This window comes from Paenibacillus sp. YIM B09110 (genome assembly GCF_037167145.1).
Classification (GTDB): domain Bacteria; phylum Bacillota; class Bacilli; order Paenibacillales; family Paenibacillaceae; genus Pristimantibacillus.
In genome coordinates this window covers 1-12,996 of record NZ_JBANSP010000039.1, presented here as the reverse complement: position 1 = coordinate 12,996, position 12,996 = coordinate 1, and the positions used below count along the sequence as shown (strand labels likewise).

Annotated in this window: 10 protein-coding genes; 8 read left to right on the top strand and 2 right to left on the bottom strand. The window is 47.9% G+C overall.

The genetic code is table 11. The features are described from left to right. Positions 1–14: 14 nt before the first annotated feature. Positions 15–1,079, top strand: a complete 1,065-nt coding sequence (locus tag V8F51_RS29715) for a sulfotransferase family protein (protein ID WP_337104126.1) — start codon at positions 15–17, stop codon at positions 1,077–1,079. Positions 1,080–1,265: 186 nt separating this feature from the next. Here the strand turns inward: V8F51_RS29715 and V8F51_RS29710 are convergent, their stop codons facing one another. Beyond that, a complete protein-coding gene (locus V8F51_RS29710; RefSeq protein ID WP_337104125.1) occupies positions 1,266–2,174 on the bottom strand; it encodes a sensor domain-containing diguanylate cyclase in 909 nt (302 codons plus the stop codon). Positions 2,175–2,500: 326 nt separating this feature from the next. On the opposite strand from V8F51_RS29710, the gene arfA reads away from it, so the two are divergent. The 6 genes from arfA to V8F51_RS29680 all read left to right on the top strand — a co-directional run bounded on the left by arfA (position 2,501) and on the right by V8F51_RS29680 (position 10,427). Beyond that, positions 2,501–4,012, top strand: coding sequence for an arabinosylfuranosidase ArfA (gene arfA, locus V8F51_RS29705; RefSeq protein WP_337104124.1), 1,512 nt, complete (start codon positions 2,501–2,503; stop codon positions 4,010–4,012). A 260-nt stretch (positions 4,013–4,272) separates the two neighbouring features. Beyond that, complete coding sequence (locus V8F51_RS29700) at positions 4,273–5,193, top strand: ArsR/SmtB family transcription factor (protein ID WP_337104123.1); 921 nt, start codon at positions 4,273–4,275, stop codon at positions 5,191–5,193. 140 nt (positions 5,194–5,333) lie between these two features. Beyond that, the gene (locus tag V8F51_RS29695; RefSeq protein WP_337104122.1) at positions 5,334–7,064 is read left to right on the top strand and encodes an ABC transporter ATP-binding protein; all 1,731 of its coding nucleotides are present in this window, start codon (positions 5,334–5,336) and stop codon (positions 7,062–7,064) included. Further along, the gene (locus V8F51_RS29690) at positions 7,057–8,919 is read left to right on the top strand and encodes an ABC transporter ATP-binding protein (RefSeq protein WP_337104121.1); all 1,863 of its coding nucleotides are present in this window, start codon (positions 7,057–7,059) and stop codon (positions 8,917–8,919) included. Before V8F51_RS29695 ends, V8F51_RS29690 begins: the two co-directional genes overlap by 8 nt. A gap of 140 nt (positions 8,920–9,059) precedes the next feature. Beyond that, entirely contained in the window at positions 9,060–9,662 is a 603-nt protein-coding gene (gene cysC, locus V8F51_RS29685) for an adenylyl-sulfate kinase (RefSeq protein WP_337104120.1), read from the top strand. Between the two features lie 192 nt (positions 9,663–9,854). After that, entirely contained in the window at positions 9,855–10,427 is a 573-nt protein-coding gene (locus tag V8F51_RS29680) for a YkvA family protein (RefSeq protein WP_337104119.1), read from the top strand. A gap of 69 nt (positions 10,428–10,496) precedes the next feature. Here the strand turns inward: V8F51_RS29680 and glsA are convergent, their stop codons facing one another. Beyond that, positions 10,497–11,438, bottom strand: a complete 942-nt coding sequence (gene glsA / locus V8F51_RS29675) for a glutaminase A (protein WP_337104118.1) — start codon at positions 11,436–11,438, stop codon at positions 10,497–10,499. 226 nt (positions 11,439–11,664) lie between these two features. On the opposite strand from glsA, the gene V8F51_RS29670 reads away from it, so the two are divergent. Beyond that, a complete protein-coding gene (locus V8F51_RS29670) occupies positions 11,665–12,822 on the top strand; it encodes a YecA/YgfB family protein (RefSeq protein ID WP_337104117.1) in 1,158 nt (385 codons plus the stop codon). The last annotated feature ends 174 nt before the right edge of the window (positions 12,823–12,996 follow it).

Genomic DNA, 12,996 nt, shown 5'->3' with positions numbered 1-12,996 from the left:
GGGCTGACGACAGGATGTATGATCTTGCCGAGGGATGCTTTAGTTTAGGGTGTCGCTGTTTTGAAGAAGGGGAACTGCACCTTGCATTAAAGCATTTCAATAAAGCGTTAGAGCTGGGGTATGAGGAATACGAAGTTATACGAAATCGTTCACAAGTATACGCTGCAATGAAGCTTACGGGTAAAGCGATCCGTGATGCATACCATTGTTTGCGCTTACTGCCCGATGATTCCCATACGGAGGCTGTTATTCAGCAGATACGGGCTTTGAAAGCAGAGCTCGAAATTCCCATTGTAAAAACAACCGAAACGGAGCTAACGAACAATAAAGATGTACTCCCGTACTTTCTTATCGTCGGTACGCAGAAAGGAGGGACAACGTCGCTCTATAAGTACTTGTTACAGCATCCGAATGTACATCCAGCGGTGACAAAAGAGATTCATTATTTTGATGAACTGCTGCACTTTGGCCTGGATTGGTATCTGACTCACTTTCCCGAATCGTTGCCTCATGGAGATATAACGGGTGAAGCTACGCCTTATTACTTATTTCACCCGCATGTGGCGACACGAATCAAAGCGGCGCTTCCAGCTGTGAAAATTATTGTTTTGCTGCGAAATCCGATTGAGCGGGCTTTTTCTCATTATCAAATGATGGTGCGAAGAGGGTTGGAAAAGTTGTCTTTCTCTGAAGCTCTACATGCCGAACAGGATAGAATTGCAACGGAATATGCACGTATGGAGCGGGATAATACCTACTTTAGTCCGACTTGTACGCAATATTCCTATCTGAAACGAGGTTTATACAGTGAGCAGTTGGAGCGATGGTTCCAGCAGTTTCCGCGCGAGCAAATCTTAGTTATTAGGAGTGAACAATTGCTGCAAGATACGGCAGCTAGCTATAAACAAGTGTTGCAGTTTCTTCAATTGCCTGACTGCGATCTGGAACAGTATGCCATGCATCACGAAGGTGGGTATAAAGACGAAATTGATTCGGATACAAGATCATGGCTGGAACAATATTTTGAAAAGGACCAACGGAGGCTCGCACTTCAATTGGATGGAGAATGTTACAAATAAACAGGAACATCATTAGTCGGACATACTTGTTTTTGGATGTGGACAATCTTCGTTTAGGTCTGAATAAGGATTTGAGCATTCGCTGTTACAAGAATAAGACATATTAGAGTTGATAAACAACAATGGATAAAGAACCTGCAAGAGGAGTGAACTTCCGCTGCGATCATCGCAGCCGTCGCTTCCATCTTACAGGTTCTTTTCGTTTTGTTTGATGCCGTACATCGCGTGGTCAGCGTCGTTAATAAGCTCCTTTAAGCTGGAACCGAGACCGTAGTTCGCACTGATGCCAATGCTAGCGGATACTCGTATGGTATGGTCGCGAATAAGGAATGGCTCCTTGATCGATTCTTTGATCTTGCCGGCTACGAAATCGATGTCATTGTTGTCCACAAGATGCTGGAAGCAGATGAGGAATTCGTCGCCTCCGTAACGGACGAGAACATCGCTCTTGCGCACACCTTGCTTCAGTCGCGCAGCGATCTCTAGCAGAAGCAAATCGCCGACGTCATGACCGTAGGTATCGTTCACGTCCTTGAAGTTATCGATGTCGATGAACATTACGCTGAACTGCTTGTCTGCTCCGTTCTGATAGACATGGCTTAAGTAGCGTCGGTTATACAGCCCTGTCAGGCTGTCAGTAACACTAGCGTTCTCTAGCTCAATGACATAGCCGAGGATGACGGCCAAAGACTTCACGGTGGAGAGCTGCTGATTATTCAGCTCAATCGGTTCGCCTCCGAGCAAGCAAATCGCGCCAACCGCTTCATTGCTGCTTGTCTTGACGGCAACGCCAACCATAGAACGCTGGGCAAGCTGTGCCGCTGCGGGGAGTCCAGCCAGTCTGGAATCGTCAGACATGTCGTTAATCGTAAGATGGGGGCCGCTATGGCTGTCATCAATGATGAGCTTACAGAGCGGTGTCAGTAAAGATTGCGGTATCGGATCCGAATCATCGCTGCGATTGAACGCTTTCAGGATGCGATTGGTAGTTATATCGGATGTTGCGATTAGGATCATGTTCACTTGAAGGAAATGCTTTAATGTGTCTACGATATGTTCGGCTGCATCTTCTAGTGAGCGGTCGTAACTGCTCATGTTCTCAACTCCTGCCGTAGTGTTGAAACAAGGGAATTCCCTTCTTATTCCATAGTAGTCGAAAAGGCATATATACTCAAGGCTGAATTCGCAATTCATTGGGGATTTTGCACTATGCTTATATGGAATATATAGTAAGCGAATGAATGTGGATGGAAAAACACTTCAATTCACATTGTGAATAAACAAATACATTAATTCAACTAGTTATAAAATTAACACTTGAATTAATTCGAATCTTATTGTTAAATGAAATTATGAAAGGGCTTCATCGCGTAATCTAATTAATTATTTTATTAACATTAACTAAAATGAGGTGTAAACGGATGGCAAGCAACAAGGCAACGATGATCGTAGACAAGGATTTTATTATCGGGGAAGTTGATAAACGTATTTATGGTTCATTCATTGAACATTTGGGACGCGCCGTATATGGCGGCATTTATGAAGCGGATCATCCGACGGCTGATGAGCAAGGCTTCCGTTCGGACGTTATTGAACTCGTGAGAGGCCTTGATGTACCGATCGTTCGTTATCCTGGCGGCAACTTTGTATCCGGATACAACTGGGAAGATGGCGTTGGCCCGCTCGATCAACGTCCAAGAAGACTTGAGCTGGCATGGAGAACGATCGAACCGAACTGGATCGGCTTTAACGAATTTATGGATTGGTGCAAGAAGGTCGGTACGGATGCAATGATGGCCGTCAACCTCGGTACGCGCGGCATTGACGAAGCACGCAACCTAATCGAATATTCGAACCATAAATCCGGCTCGTATTGGAGCGATTTGCGCATCTCGCACGGCTATAAGGATCCGCATAACGTGAAGACTTGGTGCCTCGGCAATGAAATGGACGGCCCTTGGCAGATCGGCCATAAGACGGCTTATGAATATGGACGGCTGGCGAATGAGACCGGCAAAGCAATGCGCTGGGTAGACCCAACGATTGAACTCGTTGCTTGCGGCAGTTCCTACAACGGAATGCCGACTTACCCTGAATGGGAAGCAACTGTACTGGACCTTTCGTATGATACGGTTGACTATATTTCGATTCACCAATATTATGGCAACAGGGATAAAGATTCGCAAAACTTCCTTGCGCTGTCACTGGGCATGGATGAATATATCGATACGGTAATTGCTACTTGCGATTACATCAAATCAAAGAAACGCAGCAAGAAAAAAATTAATCTTTCGTTCGACGAGTGGAATGTATGGTATCATTCCAACGATCAGGACAGCAAGATCGATCCGTGGTCGATTGCCCCTCCTCAGCTGGAAGACATATACAACCACGAGGATGCACTGCTTGTCGGCTGTATGCTAATCAGCATGCTTAAGCGTGCAGACCGGGTGAAGATGGCGTGTCTAGCCCAACTAGTTAACGTTATCGCTCCGATTATGACGGAGAACGGCGGCGCAGCATGGAAGCAAACGATCTATTATCCATATATGCATGCCAGCATCTTCGGTCGCGGAACGGTGCTTGTACCGCTTGTGAAGTCTCCGAAGCATGATACGAAGCAGTATACGGATGTTCCTTACTTGGAATCCGTTGCCGTGCATAACGAAGAGAAGAACGAAGTAACCATATTCGCGGTTAACCGTCATCTGTCCGAGTCGCTCTCCTTCGAGATCGATCTGCGCAGCTTCGGCGCTTTCCAGCTTATCGAGCATATCGTGCTCGAAAATGATGACCTGAAAGCATCAAATACGGCTGCGAATCCTGATAACGTGAAGCCGCATACGGCAGGTAACGCTACGATTACGGACAACGGCAAGATCGAAGCACAGCTTGCCAAAGCTTCGTGGAACGTGATCCGCATTAAGTTGTAATCGCAAGCACGATTGGTTTTAGAAGCTGCATACGGGGTGTCCCAAGTTGCAATTGCGACTTATGGGATGCCCCTCTGTTGTCCAAATATAGGAAAGCATAAGATTCAATCCTATTCTTCTGCCTATATTTCAACGCGAAACGAAAGCTTTTGCCGCCAAGGACGGCACAGAACCGAGCTGCGCAAAGACGCAGCTAACGGTTCGTGCGTAGCGACAGCCGTTTACGCTTGTATTATGAAAGAAGGAGGCGATCCAAACAAATGATTCATGCGAATACCGATTCGGAATGGCTTCCATTATATGAAGCGTTAGCGAGCCAAGTACGCTTATCCATCATTAATCTGTTGGCCAGCAAGCCGATGAACGTGAAAGAGCTTGCCGAATCGCTCGGACTGAGCAGCGCAATCGTAACGATGCATGTGAAGAAGCTGGAGAAGGCGGGGCTTGTCCATACGAAAATGGTTCGAAAGCATGGCGGCACGCACAAAATTTGTTCGCTTGCCGAAAGATCGATTGCGATTGAGTTGCCTCATCCGATCCCCGATGTGAAGAAAATGCATGAGATTAGCGTGCCAGTCGGACATTATACGCAGTTCGAGGTACATCCGACCTGCGGTATCGCTACGGTTGACAAGACGATCGGTCAATATGACGATCCGCGCTTTTTCCTCGAGCCGGAGCGCATGAACGCAGGCATTCTTTGGTTCGGCAAAGGATTCGTCGAGTACAAGGTGCCGAATTATTTGCTGCCGGGTCAGAAGCCGTTGGCGCTTGAGATTGTGCTTGAGATCGGGTCGGAAGCGCCTGGCATTAATGAGAACTATCCTTCAGACATCTACTTTGAATTGAACGGCAAAGACATGGGCACTTGGACAAGCCCTGGCGATTACGGCGACGTAAGAGGGCGATATACGCCATCGTGGTGGCTGGACAGCGTGAATCAATACGGGCTGCTCAAGGTGATACGCATTCAGGAGGACGGCACATTAATAGACGGCCAGCATATGTCCGATATGTCGATCGGAGAGATTGGCCTCGACCGTAACTTTTGGACGTTCAGCATAGGAGTAAAGGATGAAGCTGCTCATGTCGGCGGTCTAACCTTGTACGGCAAAGGCTTCGGCAATTACAATCAAGATATTTTGTTCCGTGTATTCTATGAGGACGCCCGCAGCAATTAAGGCGGCATTGTGACGGATAATAGACGCTCCTATTCGCTTTGACGGGTAGGAGCTTTACTCGTTGCGTGATTTTTATAAATGCCAATTCGCGCATAAATCGATATAATAGGAAGAGAAGCATGAAAGCGGGAGGTGCAGGAATGCGTACAATGTTCTCTTTTTTGCATAAATATAAGGCAGCGACCGCTGTGGCGCTCTTGCTAATGTTGACGGAGCTTATGGTCGAGTTAATCCAACCGTTCATTATATCCAAAATCATAGATAATGGCATTGGCAACGACAATATGACAGTCGTTCTGCAGTGGAGTGGCGTACTGGTTGGATGTTCGTTCATTGCTTTCGGTGTCGGTATTGTAAGCTCGTTTTATGCGTCCCATGTCAGCCAAAGCTTCGGCTTTGACGTGAGAGAGCGGTTGTACGAGAAAGTGCAATCGTTTTCTTTTGCGAATTTCAATCGTTTTCCGGAGTCCTCGCTTATTACGCGGTTAACGAATGATGTGATGCAGCTTCAGAATACGGTGTTCATGGGACTGCGGATCATGCTTCGCGCTCCGCTGCTCGTTATCGGCAGTGTTGTGATGGCATTCATCGTTCATCCGAAGCTGGCGTTGTTCCTCGCAGCAGGCATACCGTTTCTAGGCGTATTTCTCGTATGGGTGTTGCAAAAGGGCGAGAAGCTGTTTCGCTCCGTGCAGCAGCAGCTTGACGGGGTGAACGGCGTGATGCAGCAGAATTTAAGCGGCATGCGGCTCATACGCGTGTTCGTTCGAATGAAGCATGAAGCGACCAGATTCGCCTCCTCGAGCGAGCGTCTAATGGAGAAGACGGTCGCTGCGATGAGGCTGACCGAAACGACGATGCCGATTATATTGCTCGTTATGAATACATGCGTGTTGATTGTACTGTGGTTCGGACGTTTCGAGCTGGACCGAAGCGGAGCGAGCGTCGGCGAGGTTGTCGCAATCGTCAACTATGCGATGCGGACGACGGGCGCGTTGTCGATTCTCTCGATGATTATTGTGAACTTCTCTCGTGCAAGGGCATCGGCTCAGCGCGTGGAAGAGGTGCTGATGACCGACATCGATCTTCTCGATACGGAAGAGAGCGATAGGGAGGCAAGGCTTAGAGCGGGAGACGTTTCGTTCGAAGGGGTTTCCTTCCGCTACCCTGATACGGGCGAGCATGTATTGGAAGCGATTACGTTCGAGGCGAAGGCAGGCGACACGGTAGCAATTATGGGTGCGACCGGTTCCGGCAAAACGTCGCTTATGCAGCTCATTCCGAGGCTGTACGATTTGGATGAAGGCATTATTCGTCTAGATGGTGTTGATAATCGACAGCTGAAGCTAGCCCAGCTTCGCGGTCAGATCGGATATGTGCCGCAAGATATTATGCTGTTTACCGGTACTGCTGCCGACAATATTCGCTGGGGCAAGGAAGATGCCACTCAGGAAGAAATTGAACAGGCGGCAAAGCTGGCACAAATTCACGACACCATCATGAAGCTGCCTTTGCAATATGAGACTATCGTGGGCCAGAAGGGCGTTAACTTGTCCGGTGGGCAGAAGCAGCGGCTTACGATTGCCCGCGCGCTTGTGCGGCAGCCTGTCATTCTGCTTCTCGACGATAGTACGAGTGCGCTCGATGTTCAGACGGAAGCGAGGCTTCTCGCTGCTCTTAAGCAGATGCATTGCACAACCTTCCTTATCACGCAAAAAATAAGCACAACGATAGGCGCCGACACCGTATTGCTGCTTGATGACGGGAGGCTTCTCGCTCAAGGCACGCATGAGCAATTATTGAATGGTTCTAATCTGTACCGTCGAATCTTTGAATCGCAGTTCGGGAAGGAGGGCGTGTCCAATGCTTAACCAATTGAAGCGGCCATTCCAATACGAACGACCCGAACGAGCGGCTGAGGCTAGGTCCGGAACCGGAGACAAGGCGGAAGCACCGAAGAAGAAGCCGCGTGCCCGTAACGCCTCGATCACGCTGAAGCGAATGGGCGGTTATCTGATGCAATATAAAGGCCGATTATCGGCTGTTGTCGCAATGGTCGTGCTAAGCTCGGCATTATCGCTGCTTGGCCCGTATTTGGCGGGGAAGGCCGTTGACCGATTCCTTATCGATCGCGACAGCGGGTTTATCACCTTCCTCGCACTTATGGCAGTGGTATACGGCATGCATTCCTTAACGATGTGGCTGCAAAGCATATGGATGATTACGATTTCGCAGAAGACCGTCTACCAGATGCGTGTTCTGTTGTTCAATCAACTGCACCGGTTGCCGATTCCATATTTCGCGAAGCGTCAGCAAGGCGAACTGATGAGCCGGGTGACGAATGACATTGAGAATGTCAGCTCCTCGCTCAACAGCTCGGTTATTCAACTGCTGTCCAGCGTATTACTGCTTATTGGTACAGTATCCGTCATGCTGTCACTTAGCCCGCTGCTTACGCTGCTCACTTTCCTTATCGTTCCGCTTATGGTGTACGGGATGAAGTGGATCACGAATCAGACGAGCAAGCTGTTCAAGTCGCAGCAGCGTAATCTTGGCGATCTCAATGGTTATATAGAAGAAACGCTCTCCGGTCAGCGTATCGTCAAGGCATTCTCACAGGAGCAGAACGTCATATCCTCCTTCCGCATCCGCAATGAACGGATACGGGTGTCTGGCTTCTGGGCTCAGACGATATCAGGCTTCATTCCGAAGCTGATGAACGCGCTCAACAATCTAAGTTTTGCGATCGTTGCCGGCGTTGGAGCAATTCTCGCTCTGCAAGGCTCCATTTCGGTGGGCGTTATTATTATTTTCGCGGAATATGCGAGGCAGTTCACAAGACCGCTTAACGATTTGGCTAACCAATGGAATACGCTGCTGTCGGCCATTGCAGGTGCGGAGCGGGTGTTCGATGTACTCGATGAGGAAGAGGAGTGCAAGGACGAAGGCGAAGCAGCTGTACTGGACATTGTGAAAGGCGACATCTCCTTCGATCGCGTATCGTTCTCCTATGGCGAGGGAGCGCAGACGCTTAGAGAGGTGAGCTTCCAAGCTTCGCCGGGTGAGACGATTGCGTTAGTTGGTCCGACTGGAGCTGGCAAAACAACGTTAATCCAGCTGCTGTGCCGATTCTATGAACCGAGCGGCGGCCGAATTATGATCGACGGCCGCGATGCAGGCAACTGCACGCGCGAGAGCCTTCGCTCGCATATGGCGTTCGTGCTGCAGGATCCGTTTTTATTCGAGGGAACGGTTCGAGACAATATTCGTTACGGAAGGCTGGACGCAACCGACGAGGAGATTGAACAGGCAGCGAAGCTTGCCAACGCGCATTCCTTCATTACAAGGCTTCGGGGCGGCTATGATGCACTGCTTAAACTCGATGGCAGCGGGATAAGCCAAGGTCAGAAGCAATTACTTGCCATTGCTAGAGCGATACTGGCCGACCCATCTATACTCGTGCTTGATGAAGCGACAAGCAGCATCGATACCGTTACGGAAATCAAAATTCAAGAAGCGTTGCAGCGCCTTATGCAAGGACGCACCAGCTTCGTGATTGCCCATCGTCTAAATACGATCCAGCAAGCCGACAAAATCGTCGTACTGCAGGACGGCGTTTTGACAGAGATCGGATCTCATGATGAGCTGCTAGCCAATAAAGGGTTTTACAGCAAGCTCTTCAGCGGACAGCTGGACAGCACCGTATTAAGCGGCGCACATTCCTAGCTTTAACTTCTGACCTTCGTTGTCGCCTATTAAACTCCAACTCAGCAGACGTACAATCGATAGAGAAGCGCTTGCCATACTATGGCTAGATGCTGATTATTGCAGGACGTATGAGCTAGAGTAGGGAGGAATAGGAGAGAGTGGCTGAAGGAGACAACCATATCAAGCGGCATAGTTACACAGTTACGAAAGAGCTGTACAATCGCCGGTTTGGACATATGAGCGGCGTCATATGGATAACCGGGCTATCAGGCTCAGGCAAGTCTTCAATCGCGAACGAGCTGAATACGATGCTTTATGAGCGCCATATTTATAGCATCGTGCTTGATGGCGACAATTTGCGGTTAGGGCTCAACAAAGATTTGGGCTTCAGTACTAAGGATCGAAGAGAAAATGTGCGCCGTACGGCCGAAGTAGCAAAGCTGCTCGTGCAGGCTGGCGCAATCGTGATCGTTGCGCTCGTATCCCCGATAAGAGCGGATCGCGATATGGCAAAATCGATGTTCGAGGAAGGCGAGTTCGTCGAGGTGTACGCCGATTGCCCGCTTGCTGTATGCGAGCAACGCGATTCGAAGGGTCTATACAGAAAAGCGAGAACGAATGAGATTGCTCATTTTACGGGTATTTCCTCACCCTATGAGCCTCCTAGCAATCCTGATATCCGTCTCAGCTCTGACTTATTGTCGGTCAAGCAAGCTGCGGGAACTATTATGTATTACTTATTCGAAAATACGAGTGTATGAACGAGAGCTAGCATTCGTTCATATAATAGAGATATCTTACTGAACCGCCTTTATGGCGGTTTTTTGCATGAAATGACGGCGACAGCCATATACGCTTGAGTATTGCCGATTAAGAATGAAACTTCACGATGATTTCCAAGTATAAGAGTGTAAGAAGTGATAGTAGAGAGGGTTTCATTAGGAGGCGACGCCATGACAACAATAGAATGTTTGGAATGCGGAAGAAGCAATGAGGTAGATACGGACAAGCTGCTGACTGAAGGTTGCGCTTATTGCGGCAGCAAACTGGTAGAAGAAGCGGTTCCTTATGAAGTTTCGACGAGTGAGCTCGAAGAGACGCTTCATGGAGAGGCGACGGGAACGGTTTCACCTAGTGAGGTTGACGTGAATAAGTGGGTCGGCAAAATCGGCGATCACGACAAGCAGGTCAAATACGTAGAGGAAGGCTTCTGGGCGAAGGTGAAGCGACATGCGGCCAAAGTGCCTTTTGCCAAGGAGGTCGTCACACTGTATTATTGCTCGGTCGATCCGAAGACGCCGCTATCGGCTAAGGTGACGGCGATAGGCGCGCTTGCCTATTGGATCATGCCTATCGATCTTATTCCCGACTTCATTCCTGTTGCGGGTTTCGTAGACGATGCTACCGCAGTTTTGATTGCCTACAAGGCGATCAGCGGTCAGATAACCGATGAGCATCGGGAGAAGGCGGAGCAGTTTTTTGTTCTTAGCAAAAATGTAAAGCTTATCGACCGTACCGCTAAATAAATAAAAGGCTGCCGACATGCAGGACATCAATTAGTCCTTGCCGGCAGCCTTCTTCTATTTCATGATGAGTTAAAACAAGCTCCAGTCAAAATGCTGCGACATCGTCTGAAGCAAGTCCACGCCAGCGATGCTGTTCCCTTTGCGATTAAGTGACGGGCCGACGAGCCCGATGCCGTATTTGCCAGGCACCATGGTAAGAATGCCGCCAGACACGCCGCTCTTCGCAGGAAGCCCGACTTGAATCGCGAATTCGCCGGATGCGTTGTACATGCCGCATGTCGTCATGAACGTTTTGGCGATTTGAACGTAGCGCCGCGGAATCAACTGCTTTCCTGTTCGCGGATTTACGCCGTCGCTTGACAATACGAGTGCCATGCTGGCCAAGTCGGCACAGGTGACGTTGATCGAGCAATGCCGGAAGTAAACATCAAGCACTTCCTCTACTTCGCCCTCGAGCACGCCGTTATCCTTCAGCAGGTACGCCATGGATCGATTCAAGTTAGCCGTCTCCGACTCGGAGCGGTATACGTCATAGTCGTAATCGAGCGTATCGTTGCCGGCAAGCATTCGGAAGAAATGCAACACGCGGGCAGACTTATCTAGTGAATGTTCTCCTGCAATTAATGATGATATGGCGATTGCTCCTGCGTTGATTAGCGGATTGAATGGGATTCCGGGCTGTACGAGCTCGAGCTTAAGCATCGAGTTGAAGTTGTCGCCGGTAGGCTCCATGCCTACTTTGCTGAACACCGCCTCTTCTCCGTTATCGAGCAGCGCCAAGATGAGCGTAAATACTTTGGAGATGCTCTGCATGGTGAATGATAGACTGCAATCGCCAGCCGATATAGAGCGGCCTTGTCCATCAAGGATATGAATGCCAAGTGCTTCTATAGGAGCCTTGGATAGCTCAGGGATATAGGAGGCCACCTTGCCTTCCGTGCCATGCCGGCGACTTTCCTCTACCCATTGGGGCAGCTTGATGCGAAGCTGATCGAATTCCTCTGATGTCATTGCCCGTGTCCTCCTTATTAACGATACGAATTAGTATATGCGAAAAAAACGTACGGCTGTCGAACCTATTCGACAGCCGTTTCGAATATTCCTACTGCTAGTTGATTAAAGCAATTTGTCTACGATCCTCTCGATCAGGTGAGTACCAATTTGTTATATAGAACTGTATTTTGAAGCAGAATTTTGATATCTTCATATTAATCGACAATGACAGTGAGGGAACGTTATGAATAAAAATCGTTTGTCTAGACAAGAATCGTTTTGGACTGAGCTAAAGTATCCCTTATCGCATGCGGATGCCTTAATGACATTGACAAAGCAAGAACTTATTAAGCTTGGCCAACGTATGCAACTTAGCGGTCTCACTAAGTATAAGAAAGAGGAACTCGTTGTTAAACTTGTAGAGCTGTACGCTGAGAATATTTGGCCAATAACGCGTGTATGGGATCAAGCTCGTTGGAAGCTTATTAAACAAATTGCAAATAATGGCGGTATAGGAGAGAAACCTTTACTTGAAATACAACAGTATGAGTATTTTTGTGAAATCGGCATTTTGTTCCCTAGTATCCATGAAGGCAGACATGTGCTCTTAATGCCTGCCGAGGTTGTGGCTTTCTTTAATGATAGTGAGAATAGCGGAAGTGGTTCTTTAATAGAACGCAATACCGAATGGATACGTTTAAGTATCGGTTTATTAAACTATTATGGTGTATTAACGATTGAACAAATAACGAAGTTTGTCATGTCGAATGCGGATCACAAGTTGGCCTCATTTGATATGTTAAATGTGTTATACGATGCTTCATTGTATTATGATGAAATTAATTATTTTGACGATGATGCATTTTTTGATTCTCGTGTTTCTAATGTAAGTCAAGTTATTAACGAGCAAGCGAAACGAACAGACTTAGAATATCGTCATTTTACGAAACATGAGATATGGCGTGCAGGAGAACCGGGGTTTATTGAAAGAAATCCTTCGTTCATGAAGCTTGAAAAATATATAAAGCATCTTTATGAGATGGATACGGAAGAAGCAGAGCTGATGGCAGACCTATGCTTAGATGCTGCCAAGAATGGTCAATCATTAGCTGACATGGTCCATATCGTTCAAGATTTCGTGGAGATCCCCTACTTGCCAATCATGAACGAAATAACGAGTATGCTTGCAGCACTCTATAATGATACTAAGCAGTGGCAGCTAAAGGGGCATTCCCCTAATGAACTTGCTGCAAGTAGAGATATGCTTCGATTACAAGTTCTAAAATCTGCACCTTCTCCTAGTGAAGCTTCAGTTATTAATATCCAGACGAGAACGAAAGTAGGGCGAAATGATCCTTGTCCTTGCGGAAGCGGCAAAAAGTTCAAAAAGTGCTGTGGTTAAGGCAGATAGAGGGCTATTTTACGTAATATCATAATCTTTTTAAAAAAGTTTAGAAAAAAGCTTGACCAAGTTATATAGCCCATGGTATATTCTAATTCCGGCCGAGAGAAACACACGCCGGACACGAAAGAAATGATTGTTCTTTGAAAACTGAACAACGAGCGAAACTGCCAG